The following is a 15961-nucleotide window of genomic DNA, read 5'->3' as shown; positions in this document are numbered from 1 at the left end:
CCGGGCGTTTACCCGTCTCCCCGCATCACGTCAACGAGTCGTCATGGGACGGACAAAACCAGGTAACATGAGGATCTTCGCCCACGTCGCGCGCGGCGTGAGCCGGGCACGCTGGTGACATGGGTATACGAAGCAAGCTCATCGCGTTCGCGGTGGGGATCGCGATCCTCGCGGCGTTGGTGTTCGACGGCTATGTCCTGAAGACGCTCGGGGCAGAGCTCTCGGCGCACACGGAGGACGACCTGGCGACGCGGACGGCGCTCGTCACCGAGGTCGCCGCGAGGTCAGGAGACCTCGCCGCCGAGGCGCCCGCCCTCGCGACGGCGCTGTCGAAGGTCGCAGGAGCGCGCGTCACGTTCATCGATCCGCAGGGCGCGGTGCGGGGCGACTCGTCGGTCGCGCCGGAGGGGCTCGGCCAGCTCGACACGCACGCGACGCGCGACGAGGTCGCCGACGCGCGGCGCCAGGGCACGGGGCGCAGCGAGCGCGTGAGCAAGACGACGCGGATGCGGATGCTCTACGCCGCGCAGCGGCTCGATCGCCCGGACGGGCCGTGGGTGGTGCGGGTGGCGTTCGAGCCGGTCGCGATCGACCGCAGCCTGTCCGCCGCCCGCACGCGCGTGGTGGAGGGCACCCTCCTGGCCCTCGCGCTCGCCGTCGCCGCGGCGCTCGCCGGGGCGCGCGCCCTCTCCGGGCGGCTCGTCTACCTGACGGGCGTCGCGCGGGAGATGCGGGCCGACCTGGGCCGGCGCGCGCGCATGCAGGGGCACGACGAGATCGCCACGCTGGGCGGCGCGCTGGACGACCTCGCCGAGAGCCTGGAGGTGTCGCGGCGCGAGCTCGGGGGCGAGGGAGAGCGCTTCGGCGCGGTGCTCGAGTCGATGCGCGAGGGCGTGCTCGTCACGGACGAGAAGGGCGACATCACGCTGGTCAACCCGGCGCTCTCGCAGCTGCTCGGCATCCGCAGGGACCCGGTCGGCCGCCCGCCGCTCGAGGTGCTGCGCTCGTCGAGCCTGCACGAGCTGCTCGAGGAGGTCGCGCTCGCGCGCGCGGCGGCGACGCGCGAGATCGAGATCTCGCCCGCGGCGCCAGGCGTGGCCGGGCCTCCGGGGCGCAGGATCCTGCTCGTGAACGCCGCGCCGCTCGCGCTGCCGGCGCAGAGCCGCGGGGCGGCGGGGGTCGTCGCCGTCTTCTTCGACGTGACCGAGCTGCGGCGCATCGAGGGCCTGCAGCGCAACTTCATCGCCAACGCGTCGCACGAGCTGCGCACGCCGGTCGCGTCGATCCGCGCGAGCAGCGAGACGCTGCTCGGCGGCGCGCTCGACGACCCGGAGGCGGCGCGCGATTTCGTCGAGGTGATCGAGCGGAACGCGACCCGGCTGCACCGGCTCGTGGACGATCTGCTCGATCTGTCGCGCATCGAGGGCGGCGAGCGGCCGCTCTCGCCGGGCACGCTCGACCTCTCGGTGCAGGCCGAGGCGGCGGTGGCGCTCCTGCGCGGGCGCGCCATGGAGAGGGACACCGACGTGAAGATCGACGTGGCGCCGGGCACGCTCGTCGCGGCGGATCCGCGCGCGCTGGACCAGATCTTGACCAACCTCGTCGACAACGCGATCCATCACACGCCGAACGGCTCGCACGTGGTGGTGCGCGCGCGGGCCGCGAGCGGGCGCGTCGTCCTGGAGGTCGAGGACGACGGTCCGGGCATCCCTGCGGCGCACCAGGCCCGCGTCTTCGATCGGTTCTACCGGGTGGATCCGGGCCGCTCTCGCGCGTCGGGCGGCACCGGGCTCGGCCTGTCCATCGCGAAGCACCTCGTCGAGGCGATGAGCGGCGACATCACGGTGACGACCGGCGCGGCCGGCGGCGCGCTCTTCCGGATCACGCTGCCGACCGGCGCCCAGAAGAAGTAGGCTCGGCGGCGCTGGAGCCGGCCTCGCCGAGGGGGGCGGGAGCTACGGCGCGCAGGCGGTGCGGCAGGAGTCGAACGAGCCCTGGCACGCCGCCGGATCGGCGAGCGCGGGCAGGCCGCCGTCCGCGGGGAACTTCGGCGTCAGGCAGGTCTGGAGGATCGTCTGGCACTTCGCGGCGCACGCCGCGAGCTTGGTCGAGAGCGCCCCCGCGTCGGCCGTGGTGGCGGTGCCGGCGTCCTTCGGCGCGCCGGCGTCCGCCGGCGCGCCCGCGTCCGGCTTCGGGGTCGCCGGGGCGGCTGGGGTCGGGGCGGCCGTCGTGGTCGCTGGAGGCGCGGCCGGGGTCGGCGTCGCGGCCGGCACCGTCCCGGTCGCCGCGGGCGGCGGCGCCGTCGCGGCCGGCACCGTCCCGGTCGCCGCGGGCGGCGGCGCCGTCGCGGTCGGCGCCGTGACGGCGCCTGGCGCCGGGGCGACCTCCTCCGGCTCGTCGCTGGATTTGCACGCCGCGATCAGCAGCGCTGGCGAGGCGATCATCACGGCGAAGGCGGCGAGGAGCTTGTGAGCGCGCATGGGTGCTTCATGCTGCGCCTCCGCCGAGAACGCAACCCTTGCGCGCGGCCCGCGAGGCGCCGTGATGTGGCCTGCGAGGAGAGGCAGCGCGCGGGCAGCCAGAGAGGTCTCCGGCGGGAGGCTCGCTCTCGGCAGGAGGGCTATTCCGTCCTGAGGATCACGTGGAAGCCATAGCGGGTCTCCACGACGTCGCTGAGCTGCTGGATATCGAGCTCGAACGCCGCATCGGCGAAGGGCGGCAGGACGTCGGCGCGCTCCACGGTGCCGAGCGAGCCGCCGCGCGACGCCGCGCCGGCCTCCTCGCTGTACTGCGCCACCGCCTCGCCGAAGTCGGCGCCGCCGCGGATCTTGTCGCGCGCCTCCATCGCGCGCAGGCACGCCTCCTCGCGTGTGCGCGTCGTGCCCTCGGCGCGATCGGCGCCGGCATAGCGGACGAGGATGTGCTTCACGCCGATCCGCGGCGGCTCGTCGGGGCGGGCCTGCCGCGGTGCGCTGGCGGCCGCGAGGCACGCAGCGGCGCTCGAGGCGCTCTCCTCGGCAGGGGCGGCGCTGCGCGGAGGGGCGTGCGGCGCCGCCTGAGGCGCGCTGCACGCGGCGGCGAGCGCCGCGCCGAGGAAGGTGAGGAAGCCGAGAGGAGCGGATCGCTCGATCGGGCGCATCGGCCGCGAAGCATATCCAGGCGTTCACGAGATCGGAACACTGGATGGGACGGTGGATGGGGCGGTGGCAGCGGGTGTGGCGGCCCGGTGACGGGCACGGCATAAGGAGCCGATCCACCCGCAAGAAACCTGCGAGAGGCGGCGTGCCGCCGGATCGGCTGGCGTCCCTGGTGCACGTCGGCTGCGTCCATGATGCACGGGGTTTGCATCGCGCGTCGCATCGCTGGTAAGAAGGCAGCATGCAGCGCCTCCTCCTCTCGGCGGCCCTGGGTGCCGCGCTGATCGCCGGTTGCAGCACTCAGTTCCGAGACAAACGCACGCCTTCCGGCGAGTTCTGCAGCGACATGCACGTCATTCCGGCGGGCCAGCTGCCCGATCGCGAGTACCATCGCCTTCAGCCGATCGCGAGCGATCCGACGGCCCGCACGGAGGCGGAGCGCCTCGAGTCGCTCCGCAAGGCCGCGTGCGGCGTCGGCGGCGACGCGGTCATCGAGGCGGTCAACGAGGAGATCCGCACCGAGGACGGCCGCTATGCCAGCGTCGCGAGCGGGACGGCGGTGATCTGGGTCCGCCGCACCGAGGGAGAGGCGAAGCCGTTGACGTTGCACCCGGCGACGCCGCCCGCCGACTCGGCGGCGCCTGCCGAGCCGGAGGCGCCGCCGGCGGACCAGCCTGCTGCTCCTCCGGCTGCAGCCGACGAGCCGTACGAGGACTCGCCCGCTCCTGCGACCTCGGCCAAGCCAGGCAAGCCGGGGGCGAAGCCCGCGTCGCCCACCCCGCTGTCGTCGGCCAAGCCGGCCTCCTCTGCCCCGCCGTCGCCGCTCCCCCCGTCGTCGTCGGCCAAGCCCGCCACGACACCGGCGCCCGTGAAGCCCGCGCCGAAGAAGTAAGCGCAACAGAAGACGTCAGCGTCGCGCGGCTCCTGCCGCTGGGACGCTGACGTCCGTTTGACCTCTCCTCCCCTGAGGCGCTCGGAGCTCGGCAGTCTCGAGCTACGCCCGCTCTTCTCGCAACGCGCGCTCGACCGCCATCGCGCCTCTTCCATCCATCTCCGTAGGCCCGAGGATCGACGCCCTCCTAGCGAGTCCCCCCGCCTCCGGGAGCAGGCGGCTGGCTCGACGAGGACGGCGCCGGTGCCGGCGGCGCGGGCGCGGGGGTACCGGATCGCGGCAGCACGCCCGTGTTGCTCGGGAGACCGCCCGCGTTGCCGCGGTTCGGCAGGGGTGCCGCGCCGCCGGGCGCCCCGCCCGCAGGCGGGAGAGAGGATCCGCCGCTCGGCAGCACGTTCGACTTGAGGACCCCCTGCCCCGGCAGCGTGCCCTGGCTGGGCAGCGTGCCCTGGGTCTTCTGCGGCAGCACGCCGCCGGACGGCAGGAGCTGCTCGCCCCCCTCGGGCGCGCCGGTGAGCGGCTTCGCCCCCGCCGCGCCGTAGCGCAGGATGCGGAAGACGACGCGCCGGTTCTTCGACGTCATGAACTGGCAATCGGGCGACAGCTGGTCGTCGTGCCCCTGGCAGCCGGTGTCGTCGTAGATCGGCTGCGTGTGCCCGTAGCCGACCGCCTGGAGCCGCGCGGCATCGACGCCCTTCGCGATCAGGTACGCCATGACGCTCGCCACGCGGCGCTGGGACAGCGCCATGTTGTACAGGTCGGTCGCGCGCACGTCGGTGTGGCCCTCGATCCGCACCTCGCGGATGTCGGGGTTGTCGATCAGCACCTGCGCGACCGCTTCGAGCGTCGAGTTCGAGTCCTCGAGGATGATGTCCTTGTCGGTCGCGAAGTGGACCTGCTCGGTGATCACGATCTCGTCGCCCCGGATGAAGGCGAGCGGACAGCCGTCCTTCCCGTGCGGACCGGCGGGCTTGTCGGGGCACTTGTCGTCGCGATCGAAGATGCCGTCGCCGTCGGTGTCGAGGTCCGGACAGCCGAAGTTCTCGGGGCTCCCGGGCACGTCGGGGCAGCGGTCCGCGGCGCCGATGAGGCCGTCGCGATCCGGATCGTCGTTGTCGCGCTGCTGCAGGCGGTTGATCTCCTCCTGCTCCTGGGAGGTCTTCGGCTGCCACGTGATGACGTTGAAGAAGCGGATCGAGGGCGAGCCGAAGCCGCACGCCGCGCCGAAGCTCCCGCCGAAGGTGATCGTGATGCCGTGCTTGGTCTGCCAGCGCAGCCCGAGGAGCGCCTCCGCGGGGATCTGCCCCGGGTCGTCGGGGTAGCTCGTGAGCGAGGGGTAGCCGTACACCTCGCCGATGACCGACAGGCCCCAGCTCTGAACGACGTACTGCTCGGCCGCCACGCCGAACTGCGCCATGTCGCCGACGCGCACGCCCGCGAACTGGTTGTCGGGCCGCAGCCAGATGCCAGCGTTCGCGGCGAGGAGCAGCCCGAAGTTGAACCGGTAGTCGCCGATGAGCGTCGCGCCGCCGCTCAGCGCCCCGTCGCTGGTGAACGCGTTCTGGTCGCCCGTGGGGAAGTTGAGGTTGCCCGAGATGGCCATCCCGAACCCCTCCTTGACCTGCTCCTTCCGGTTCAGGTACGGGAGCGAGATCTTCGTGGACAGGCGGAGATCGCCGACGGAGGAGCTCTTGACCGACCCCTCGGTGCCGAAGCGGCGGAGGTTGCCGCCCTCCTGGAAGAGGACGAGCGGCATGGCCATCGTGACGTCGAACACGTCGAAGAAGCCGATGCCCGCGAGCAAGGCGAGCTCGAGCCGCCCGGAGATGGCGTCGACGGCCTGCCTCGTGTCGTCGCCCGCGACGAGCAGCACGAGCGGGTCGGCCGCGATGTCGCTGTAGAGGCCGACGGTCGGCGAGAGGTTGCCGATGACCTCGGACTTCTGGACCATCACGAGATCGCGCGGGGCCGCTGCCGGGCGGAAGACCTGGGCATCGAAGCGCCCCTCCTCGGCGAGCGCGGGGCGCCCGGCGAGGAGCGCGGACAGCGCGAGGAGGGGGGCGAGGAGTGGACGCGTTCTCACGAGGCACCTCCGCTGCGCCGGCGGCGCTTTCGCTCGATCAGGGCCAGCGCCGCGAGGGCGACGAGCCCGGCGGCCCGCGGATCGGCGCCCTTCTGGCCGACGACCGAGACGCTGCAGATCTCGGCGAGGGTGCCGCCGCACGCGACGTTGTCGGGCATCGGGCCGAGCGCGCACTCCTTGGCGTCCGCCTCGTCGGTCCAGCGGCAGTGCTCGTTGCCGAGGCAGTCGAGGTTCGTCTTGCAGGAGATGTCGCAGGTGTTCGTCGCGAGGTCGCACGTGTTGCCGCACGGACACTGCGTGTCGGCGTAGCACTCGACGCACTTCTCGCCGTCGCAGTGCGGGGTGTCCTCGCCGCAGGTCGCCATGCACCCCGGCGGGTCGCACTCGTGGGTCTCGCGGTTGCAGGTCGTGCCGGCGCACTGCTCGTCCGACGTGCAGCGCACGCACGCCGCGAGCTCGGAGAACTGGCCGAGGCAGAACGGCGTGTCGCCGCCGCAGCTGTCGCAGCGCGGCCCGCAGCGCCTATCCTTGACGCATTCCTTGCACTCACCGCTCAGGCAGTACTGTCCCTCGGCGCAATCCATGTCGTTGCGGCACGCGGCGCACGCCGTCCCGACGGGCCCGGGGAGGCAGAACGGCACCGGGGGCGACTGCGGGTCGTTCGGGTCCTCGGGGTGCATGCAGTCGACGCAGCCCTCACCGCAGCAGTTGGGCAGCGCGTTCGTCGGGAGCGGCCTGTCCATGCAATGGCCCGTGGGCACGTGGCACACCTTGCCGTCGGGGCACTGCTCGTCGGTGAGGCACTCGACGCACATCTCGATCCCCCCCGGCTCGACGGCCGCGCAGTCCATCTGCGTGCCGTTGATGCCGTTGGGGCAGCAGTTGCACGAGTTGCCGGCGCAGCGGTCGGCCGTGTCGCATACGACGCACGTGTTTTCGACGCAGATCTTGCCGCGCGGGCAGTCCGGGTCGATCTCGCACTCGTTCTCCTCCTCGCACTCGTGCGTCTCGGGGTCGCAGCTGAAGCCGTCGCGGCAGTCGGCGCTGGTGCGGCACTCGGCGCACTGAGACCTGCCCTCCAGGTTGATGCAGAACAGCGTGTCGCCCGTGCAGGCCGAGCAGGATTCGCCGCAGAATTGTGCGGTGTCACACGGGGCGCACAGGGCCGCCTCATTGCAATAGTAGCTTCCAGGACAGCCGTTGGTCCCGGCCTGGCCGGCGAACTGGCGATTGCACTGCTGGCACTGGTCGAGATCGGGGAACGACGGCGACCCGCTCAGCGTCTGGAAGAACTGCGCGGGTTGGAAGAGGGAATAGCCAGCCGCGTTGAGGCTCTCGCTGCCCGCTACCCGCGCGCCGAGCTCGAAGTCCTCGAACTCGCCGACGAAGTAGGACATCTCGAGCGCCGCGTGCTCGGCGATCTCGACGTAGAGGATCTCGAGCGGGTACAGGCCTGCCTTCTCGAAGATGACGGTGTTCGTGAGGCGCCATGTCGGAAGGCCGAGCCGCGCCGGACGGACCATGACGGGCTGCACGCCGTTGGACTTGTCCCAGAAGGTGAGGCTTATCGCATCGTCGGCGTAGAAGCCGATATGAACGGGTCGACCCACGATCTCCTCGGGGACGAGCAAGAACCCGCGGAGCCTGGAGCCGAACGGCTGGCCGGTGCCGTGGCTGTTCCAGGGGAAGTCGCACCCGCCCTCCTGGCACGTCGTCGACATCAGTCCGGTGAAGTCGCCGTAGCTCAGTGGGCTTTCGTCGTTCTGGTTCTCGTCCTCATCAACGTCGCTGTTGTTGTTGCTGAGATCCAGGACGGTCCGAACGACGTATTCGCGATACTCTGCCACGACATCGCCGATCTTGCTGGTGATGAACGCATTGACCTTGTCGTTATAAGCCAGACGCTCGCCAGGTTCGTCCCTGGGGAGGGGCACATAGAAATCGTTATCCACGTTGTCGGACAGGGCCGATGCGGCGCAGAGGCCGGTCCCCTCGACCTCCGGCAGCGTGTCGATGGTGGGCTCATAGAGGGTGACCGGGCCGAATGGCTGCGATTGTGCGCGCGCCGGCGCTGGCAGCAGCCCGAGCAGGGCCGTGGCGACTAGAGCAGCTCGTCGAATGCGCATGGCTCGCTCGCGGGTCCTTTGCATCGCTCGCGGGTCCTCAGCACCCGAGCTCCGGAAGTACGAGCTCCAGGCTAGCCGCTCCGCGCCGTGATCTGCAAGAGGAAGGCTGCGAAAGCCCGCTCCGCATGTAGGCGACGGTCCTCTACCACCCCTACCGCCCGATGGTCCGATGCTGTCATGCGCGCGGGACGGCTGGCAAACCGCACGGGCGATCGGCCGCACACGCCTGGAGCGGATGGCCTGGTGACGGGAACGGCACGAGGTCGACACCTGCGCGCGACCTTCGGCTCCCCAGAGCCGATGACGCGCTCGATGCCCTCGCGCGATTCTGCCGCGCTGCGGCAATATCGCACGGAAAGATTGCTGACCGGGGCCCCCGCAGATCAGGGGCACGGCCCGCTCGCGATCCTGGACGAAGCAGCATAAAAGGCTCGCTCCATGACCACGACCTCGGGCCTCGGTATCGTCACAGGCGCCTCGTCCGGCATCGGCGCTGAGATCGCGCGGCAGCTCGCGGCGCGCGGGCAGCCGGTGCTCGCCATCGGCAGGCGGGCGCACCGTCTGGAGGAGCTCTCCGCAAGGGCGAGCGCCGCTGGGCACGCGCCCATCCACCCTCTGGAGCTCGATATCACCAGCGAGGGCGCTGCCCTCCGCGTGCGGGATCGGGCGCGCGAGCTGGGCGGCGCGGCCTGGCTCGTCAACAACGCGGGAACGACGCGATTCGGGCCCTTTCTGGACGGTGATCCCTCGGCGCAGGCGATGCTGGTGCGGCTCAACTGCGAGAGCGTCGTCGCGCTCTGCGCGGCGGTCGTCCCCGACCTAGTGGCCCGCGGCGGAGGGCGCGTGCTCAACGTCGCGTCGCTCGCCGCGTTCCAGCCGACCCCGGGACATGCGGTGTATGGAGCCACCAAGGCGTTCGTGCTCTCGCTGTCCGAGAGCCTGGCCGTCGAGCTCGACGGGACCGGTGTCACGGTGACCGCCCTGTGCCCGGGGCCGGTGACCACCGAGATCTTCGACGCGGGCGCGCCCGGCGTGCCGCGCAGGAAGATGCCGTTCGAGCTCACCGCCGAGGACTGCGCGGCCTACGGCATCGCGGCAGCGGATCGGGGCGACGTGGTCGCCGTCCCGACCGCGCTGAGCAAGGCGACGTCCCAGCTCGCCCGCTTCCTCCCTCGCGCGGCGATTCGCCGGCTCTCATCGCGGATAGCGCTCTCCTTCATCGGATATGGCACCATGCCGCGACGCGCCCGAGGCTAGGACGAAACCACGCGCGACGCCCCGGGGCGCTCGCTCCGAAGATACGGTGCCGGCAGCTCTTCCGATGTGATAACCTCCGCTCCGGCGCCCGCATGGCCGCTCCCGCGGTAGATGGCGAGCGCGCAGAACATCGCATGCACGCACGAGCGTACACTCTTGGTTCGATCATCGGCCTGACCCTGTACGCCAGCGGGTGCGCGGCGCTGCTCGGCCTCGATGAGTTCACCGATCAGTCGCCTGGCGGCAGGGGCGCTGGAGGTGCTGGGGGCGCCGGCGGTGTCGGGGGCGCTGGCGGTGAAGGCGAGCCCACATCGTGCACGCCGGACGATTCGGAAGCTTGCTACGGCGGCCCGCCCGTCACCAGGAACGAGGGGATGTGCCGGGAAGGGATGCGCACCTGCGGCGCCGACGGGACCTGGGGCGTATGCGAGGGCGAGGTCCTGCCTGCGGTGGAGCGCTGCGACGCCGCGGACGATGAGAACTGCGATGGGCTGGAGTGCATCGTCTGGGCGACAGCGTTCGAGCAAGCCGGCGGCGCCGGGGCTTCGGCAGTTGCGAGCGATGCTGAGGGGAACGTGTTCGTCAGCGCAGTTTTTTCAGGGACGATCGCGATCGCAGGAGAATCCTTTTCTTCGGCCAGCGACCGAGGTGACGTGCTGCTCCTCAAGCTGAGCCCAGCTGGCGAGCGCCTCTGGGCCAAACATTTCGGGGACCTCGGCGCGGACTATGCCGCGGGCCTTGCCGTCGACTCCAGGGGAAACCCCGTTCTGACCGGCGAGAGCGTTGAGGGGGGAATCGACTTCGGCGAGGGGCCGCTCCCAGCGGGCCCGTTCATCGTTCGACTTGACGCATCGGGCAAACATGTCTGGAGCATCGGCCTGGGAGGCCGCGGCACACTCACCGGAGTCGCCATCGACGCAAGTGACGACATCATCGTCGCAGGAAGATTCAGCGAGCCCATCGATCTCGGCGAGGGATCGATCACCCCTGGCGGCGAGGACATCCTCGTGGCGAAGCTCGACGGTGCCACCGGGCTCGTGAGCGAGCCAGGCTGCTGGGTGCGCACGTTCAACGGCACATCGTTGTATGAAGCTGCCACTGCAGTCGCGGTCGACAGCTCGAAGAACATCTTCGTCCTCGGCTGGTCCGTGGACACGATCAATCTCAGCACTCGCGAGGTGCCAATTCGAGTCGATGGAGGCCAGTTCATCGTGAAGCTGACGCCCGCGGGGCAATCGGTGTGGGCCAGAGCGCTCGACGGACCGGGCTCCGGGGACGTGCAGCCGTTTGGCATCACGGTGGACCAGTCGGGTCGCCCCGTGGTGGTGGGCTCGTTCAGCGGCGAGATGCATGTTGGCGAGCACACGTTAACGGGAGGGGACGACAGGGATGTCTTCGTGGTGCAGCTCGAGGCGAACGGGGAGTCCCGATGGATGCGCGCGTTCGGAGACGCGGTAGACCAGCAGCACGCGTACGGAGTCGCTCGCGATCCTTCTGGTAATCTCGTCGTCGTCGGCACTGCCGCTGGACAGATCGACTTCGGCAGCGGCTCCCTGAGAGCAAAGGGCCGTCCGAACATCTTCGTCGCCAAGCTCACGCCCGATGCACAGCTCGTGTGGAGCCGCCTCATGGGCACCACAAGCCAAGATGATCTGCGCGCAGTCGCCACCTCGCCGGTCGGCGAGACGCTCGTCGCGGGCACGACGACCGCTCCGGACGCCGACTTCGGCACGGGGCCCCTACCCGGCACCAGCGACGGCGAGCGGAAGCGCCTCGTCATCGCCAAACTCGGCTGGTAGCACATCGCGATTCATGGCGAGGCAACAGGTTTACGTGGGATCGCGGCGGGTTACGGCGCGAAGAAGCTCGGCGGCGGGTGCTTCAGCACCCTCCTCATCTTCGTCCTGCTCTGGTGGGCGCTCGGTCACTTCGGCATCTTCCGCTGAGCGCCGCCCGCGCGCCGCTCAGCGCGATCGGCCCTTCTTCCGCTGCGCCTTGCGGGCGAAGAACGCCCTCCGCGCGTCCGAGGACTTCGCGCTCTGCCGCTTCTTCACCTTCGGCGGGAGCTTGGCGAGCGGCACATCGCCCACGACGTCGCTCGCGCCGCGCGGCCCGCCGAGGAGGCCGCGCGACGTGAGCGATGCGCGCTGGTACGTGATGAGCTCGCCCGCCTTCTCGAACGAGTCCTCGCGCACGCAGACAAGGCCAGCCCGCACGAGCCCGCCGAGGAGGTGCTCGAAGTCGCGCCGCTCCAGCGATCCGTCGGCGAACGCCTCCCGGTAGAGCCGGCCAGTCGGCTGCTCGCTCTCGCGAAGCGCCGCCAGGATCTTCGCGATCGCCTGCGCCTCGTCGCGGCTCGGCGCCCGGAACTCCCGCGCGGCGCAGGCGGCCGGCGCGCAGACGTCGCAGAGGCCGCAGGGCTCGCCCGTGTCCTCCTGATCGCCGAAATGGCGGACCAGGTGGAGCATGCGACAGCCATGGCCCTCGGTGAACCGCGCCATCTGCACGAGCTCGGCGAGCTTGTGGCGCCGCTGCGCCTCGTAGGGCCCGCGCCACCCCGGCTCGCCCAGGGCGATACCCCCGTCCGGATCCACGCGCGCGCCGCCGTGGATCCAGAGCTTCTCGAGGGCCTTGTCCGCCACATCGGGATCGATGCCGAGATCGCCCAGGATCGCCTCCTTCGGGCGGGGCTCTTCCGACAGGACCTCTTCGATCCGCTGGAGCATCGCCGAATCAGGGTAGTCGCGCTCGTGGAAGAACTCGTGCATTCGCCGGTCGACATACGAGTGCATCAGCACGGCCCGCGAGGGGTGCCCGTCGCGGCCAGCCCGGCCGATCTCCTGGTAATACCCCTCGACGCTCCCGGGCAGCCCGGCGTGGACGACCGTGCGGACATCGGGCTTGTCGATGCCCATGCCGAAGGCGATCGTGGCGACGATGATCTCGGTGCTGCCGTCCAGAAAGGCCGCCTGGATCCGGTCGCGCACCGGGGGGGCGAGGCCCGCGTGGTACGCCTCGGCCGGGAGATCCTCCGAGAGGCCGGCGGCGAGCGCCTCGGCGTCCTTCCGCGTCCCGGCGTAGACGATGGCCGGCGTCCGGCCCTCCTGCCCGAGCAGCGCGCGCACCCGGGCGAGGCGCTCTCCCGGGCTGACCTCGAGGATCTCGATACCCAGGTTGCTCCGCCGGAAGCCGTGAATGAACCGCGCCGCGGACGCGAGGCCGAGCTGCTCGACGATATCGTCCTGCACGACCGGCGTGGCGGTGGCGGTCAGCGCGATGACCGGCGCGGGCCGGAGCGCCGGGAGGCGCTGACCGAGCATCCGGTAATCAGGTCGGAAGTCGTGGCCCCATTTCGAGATGCAATGGGCCTCGTCGACGGCGACGAGCACGGGCTTCCGGCGGGCGAGCAGCTCGGGGAACCCGGGCACGCGGAGCCGCTCGGGGGCGATGAAGAGGAAGTCGAGCGCGCCGTCGAGGTAATCGATGCAGGCCTTCCGCGACTCGGCGCGGCTCCGGCCGGAGTGGATCCGCTCGGCGGCGAAGCCGCGCGCCCGGAGCTTCGAGGCCTGATCCTCCATGAGCGCGATGAGCGGGCTCACGACGAGCGTCGTGCCGCCTCGGGCGATGCCGGGGAGCTGGTAACAGAGCGATTTGCCGGCGCCGGTCGGCATGACGAGCAGCACGTCGCTCCCCGCGGCCGCCGTCCGGCAGACGGCCTCCTGGTAGGGGCGGAAAGCGCTGAAGCCGAAACATTGGTGGAGCAGCTCGACGAGATCCTCCGGCCGGCGCGCTGGAGACGAGGCGACCGCCGGCGAGGACGCCGCGCCCGCCCCACGCGCCGGGAAGGACCCGATGGCCGCCGCACGCGCGGGCGACGGCGCCACCGCCGCGGGTCGCGCCGGCGGCGACGTCGCTGCCGCAGGTCGCGCGGGCGCCGGCGCTACGGCCGCGGGTCGCGCCGGCGGCGACGTCGCTGCCACAGGCCGCGCAGGCGACGGCGCTACCGCCACACGTCGCGCCGTCGCCGCCGCCGCAGGTCGCGCTGGCGACGGCGCCGCCGCCGCACGCGACCGCGCCTGCGCCCGAGCCGGCGGCGATGCTGCAGCCGCCGCTGCGACCGCCTGCAGCGTGCCAGCCGATGCGTCGCCCGGCACGACCCCTGCGCTGCTGCCCGGAGCGCGGCGAGGCGTCGCCTCGCGGCCTCGACCGGTCCCCGGCGCGGCGGCCGCGGCGCGGCCACCCTTCGCGCGCGACCGCGCCTCGCCGCGCTCCTGAAACGGCGACGCCCCGGCCTCCGGGGAAAGCGCACCGTCCCCGGCCGCGCGCCGCCCCGCGCTCACCTCCGCCACCACCTGGCGCACGTACGACTCGATGCCCGCCATGAACGACGGCAGATCGCCCCCGCCCCGGGCCATGCGGGCGAGCTTCGCCTCCCAGGCGCCCGTCATCGCGGGGCTCTTCACGTCCGCGTGGACGACCTCGATCAGCCCGACGCCCTTGTCGGTCGCGTGCAGCAGCTTGCCCTTGCGCACGATGTACTCGCGCCGGAGGAGCGTCTCGATGATCGCGGCCCGCGTGGCCGGCGTGCCGAGGCCCGAGTCCTTCATCGCCTCGGAGAGCTCCTTCTCTTCGAGGCTGCTGCCCGCGGTCTCCATGGCGGTGAGCAGCGTGGCCTCGGTGAAGCGCGGCGGCGGACGCGTCTTCTTGGCCTGCGCCTCCGCGTCGAGCACGAGCTGCACCTGCCCCCTCGCGAGGCCCGGCGGGAGCCGCTGATCCGCGGTCTCGCGCTCGCCCTCCCCACCCTCCCCGTCGCGCGCATCGCGTCCATCGCCGTCCGATTCGCCCTTCTTACGCGGCTTCGCCGGCGGCTTGCCGAAGCCGATGTCGAGCACCTTCCACCCGACCTTCTCCACGACGCTGCCCGCGCTGTGGTAGCGGTCCACGATCGGCTCGCCGCCGCGCGCGCCCGCGCCGCCGCGCGTGGTGATCGCGGTGATGACGGTGGTGATCGACGTGACGTGATCCTCGTGCCACGCCGAGAGGAGGCGCCGGCAGATGAGATCGAAGATCTTCTGCTCGTCGGTCGAGAGCTCCGCGCGCGAGGACCGAGCCCCCGTGGGGATGATGGCGTGGTGATCCCCGACCTTGCCGTCGTCGACGAAGCGCTTGCCGAGCGGCCGAGCCCCCGTCCCCGGGGCGAGCATCCCCCGATACGAGCCCTCGATCGCCTGCACCACCGCGCCGAGCGTGGCCGCGACGTCCGTCGAGAGGTGCCGGCTGTCGGTGCGCGGATAGCTGATGAGCTTCCTGCGCTCGTACAGCGCCTGGGCCACCTCCAGCGTCTTCTGCGCAGAGAAGCCGTAAAGGCGGTTGGCGTGCCGCTGGAGCTCGGTCAGGTCGTAGAGCAGCGGCGGCGGGAGGCGGCGAGACTCCGACCGGACCGCCTCGATGCGCGCCTCGCCGCGCCGGGCCCGCTCGACGATGCGCCGCGCCTCCTCGCCGTCCGGGGGCAGGCGCCTCCGCGACGGCGCGGTCTCGGGTCGCTCGCCGGCATTCGGCCCCTCGCCGGCATTCGGCCCCTCGCCGGCGCCCGGCGGCTGGCCCGGGAGCGGTTTGTCGTTGAAATACGTGCCCTTGTAGGACTCGTCGGCCGCGCCCGAGCCGTCCTCCCGGAGCGGGCAGAAGGTCGCGATGACCTCGAGGTACGGCTCGGGGACGAACCGCCGGATCGCGAGCTCGCGCTCGACGACCATGGACAGCGTCGGCGTCTGCACGCGGCCGACCGAGAGATCCTGGTCGAAGACCAGGCTGTAGGCGCGCGAGAGGTTCATGCCGACGAGCCAGTCCGCCCGGCTGCGCCCGCGCGCCGCGTCGGCGAGGCCGTCGTAGCCGCGCGCGTCCCGCAGCCGACGGAGCCCGTCGCGGATGGCGTCGGGCGTGAGGGACGAGATCCAGAGCCGCTCGACCGGCTTCTTGCACCCGGCCGCCTCGTAGAGGTACCGGAAGATGAGCTCGCCCTCGCGGCCGGCGTCCGTGGCGCAGACGACGCGCTCGACGTCGCGCCGGCCCAGGACCTTCCGGACGATCTCGAACTGGGCCCGCGTCCCGGGGAGGACGACGAGCGGAAACTGCCCGGGCAGCATCGGGAGGAGGTCGAGGCGCCAGCGCTTCCAGGCGGGGTCGATCTGGTGCGGCTCGGCGATGGCGACGAGGTGCCCGATCGCCCACGTGACGACGTAGCCGCCGCCCTCGAGGAAGCCCTCGGCGCGCTTCGAGGCCCCGAGCACCGCGGCGATGTCACGGGCGACGGCGGGCTTCTCTGCGACCACGGCGATCATGCGGCGACCATGCGAAACATGCGAAACGCGCGAAACGTTCGAAAACCGAGGGCGGCGAGCGTCGCCCGCGCCTCACGCAGGTGCGTTGATAGCGCGAGCCGCGGGCGGGCGGTATGGGGAAGCGAGCG

Annotated in this window: 9 protein-coding genes; 4 read left to right on the top strand and 5 right to left on the bottom strand. The window is 71.7% G+C overall.

Annotated elements, in window-relative coordinates; all coding sequences use genetic code 11:
* Positions 1 to 119 precede the first annotated feature (119 nt).
* On the top strand, positions 120 to 1913 hold the full coding sequence (locus WME82_RS19085) for an ATP-binding protein (protein ID WP_438044008.1): 1794 nt from the start codon (positions 120 to 122) through the stop codon (positions 1911 to 1913).
* Between the two features lie 42 nt (positions 1914 to 1955).
* Here WME82_RS19085 and WME82_RS19080 read toward each other — a convergent pair whose 3' ends face one another.
* Together WME82_RS19080 and WME82_RS19075 are read right to left on the bottom strand one after the other, a co-directional pair.
* A complete protein-coding gene (locus tag WME82_RS19080; RefSeq protein ID WP_438044007.1) occupies positions 1956 to 2480 on the bottom strand; it encodes a hypothetical protein in 525 nt (174 codons plus the stop codon).
* A 140-nt stretch (positions 2481 to 2620) separates the two neighbouring features.
* Positions 2621 to 3139, bottom strand: a complete 519-nt coding sequence (locus WME82_RS19075) for a peptidylprolyl isomerase (protein ID WP_438044006.1) — start codon at positions 3137 to 3139, stop codon at positions 2621 to 2623.
* Positions 3140 to 3378: 239 nt separating this feature from the next.
* Between WME82_RS19075 and WME82_RS19070 the strand changes: the two genes are divergently transcribed.
* Positions 3379 to 4029 carry a hypothetical protein gene (locus tag WME82_RS19070; RefSeq protein ID WP_438044005.1) on the top strand — a complete coding sequence of 217 codons (651 nt, stop codon included), beginning with the start codon at positions 3379 to 3381 and terminating at the stop codon, positions 4027 to 4029.
* A gap of 187 nt (positions 4030 to 4216) precedes the next feature.
* On the opposite strand, the gene WME82_RS19065 is transcribed toward WME82_RS19070, so the two are convergent.
* Both WME82_RS19065 and traA read right to left on the bottom strand, forming a co-directional pair.
* Positions 4217 to 6112 (bottom strand): OmpA family protein, encoded by a 1896-nt coding sequence (locus WME82_RS19065; protein WP_438044004.1) that lies wholly within the window; start codon positions 6110 to 6112, stop codon positions 4217 to 4219.
* Positions 6109 to 8238: an outer membrane exchange protein TraA family protein gene (traA, locus tag WME82_RS19060; RefSeq protein ID WP_438044003.1), complete on the bottom strand. Its 2130-nt coding sequence runs from the start codon at positions 8236 to 8238 to the stop codon at positions 6109 to 6111. Before traA ends, WME82_RS19065 begins: the two co-directional genes overlap by 4 nt.
* A 438-nt stretch (positions 8239 to 8676) precedes the next feature.
* Here traA and WME82_RS19055 point away from each other — a divergent pair, with 438 nt between their 5' ends.
* Together WME82_RS19055 and WME82_RS19050 are read left to right on the top strand one after the other, a co-directional pair.
* Entirely contained in the window at positions 8677 to 9495 is an 819-nt protein-coding gene (locus WME82_RS19055; protein WP_438044002.1) for an SDR family NAD(P)-dependent oxidoreductase, read from the top strand.
* 389 nt (positions 9496 to 9884) lie between these two features.
* Entirely contained in the window at positions 9885 to 11294 is a 1410-nt protein-coding gene (locus tag WME82_RS19050) for an SBBP repeat-containing protein (protein WP_438044001.1), read from the top strand.
* A 165-nt stretch (positions 11295 to 11459) separates the two neighbouring features.
* Here the strand turns inward: WME82_RS19050 and WME82_RS19045 are convergent, their stop codons facing one another.
* Positions 11460 to 15833, bottom strand: a complete 4374-nt coding sequence (locus WME82_RS19045; protein ID WP_438044000.1) for a DNA topoisomerase 3 — start codon at positions 15831 to 15833, stop codon at positions 11460 to 11462.
* Between the last annotated feature and the right edge of the window lie 128 nt (positions 15834 to 15961).

Source organism: Sorangium sp. So ce128 (genome assembly GCF_051525245.1).
GTDB classification, from domain to species: Bacteria; Myxococcota_A; Polyangia; order Polyangiales; family Polyangiaceae; genus Sorangium; species Sorangium cellulosum_B.
The sequence above is the reverse complement of the archived record's forward strand: the minus strand, read 5'-3'. Positions and strand labels throughout refer to the sequence as shown.

What these genes read in the sequence shown, in the direction of transcription:
- WME82_RS19045 (WP_438044000.1), bottom strand. Translation starts at nt 15,833, where the DNA reads ATGATCGCCGTGGTCGCAGAGAAGCCCGCCGTCGCCCGTGACATCGCC.
- WME82_RS19050 (WP_438044001.1), top strand. Translation starts at nt 9,885, where the DNA reads ATGCGCACCTGCGGCGCCGACGGGACCTGGGGCGTATGCGAGGGCGAG.
- WME82_RS19080 (WP_438044007.1), bottom strand. Translation starts at nt 2,480, where the DNA reads ATGCGCGCTCACAAGCTCCTCGCCGCCTTCGCCGTGATGATCGCCTCG.
- WME82_RS19070 (WP_438044005.1), top strand. Translation starts at nt 3,379, where the DNA reads ATGCAGCGCCTCCTCCTCTCGGCGGCCCTGGGTGCCGCGCTGATCGCC.
- WME82_RS19055 (WP_438044002.1), top strand. Translation starts at nt 8,677, where the DNA reads ATGACCACGACCTCGGGCCTCGGTATCGTCACAGGCGCCTCGTCCGGC.
- traA (WP_438044003.1), bottom strand. Translation starts at nt 8,238, where the DNA reads ATGCGCATTCGACGAGCTGCTCTAGTCGCCACGGCCCTGCTCGGGCTG.
- WME82_RS19085 (WP_438044008.1), top strand. Translation starts at nt 120, where the DNA reads ATGGGTATACGAAGCAAGCTCATCGCGTTCGCGGTGGGGATCGCGATC.
- WME82_RS19075 (WP_438044006.1), bottom strand. Translation starts at nt 3,139, where the DNA reads ATGCGCCCGATCGAGCGATCCGCTCCTCTCGGCTTCCTCACCTTCCTC.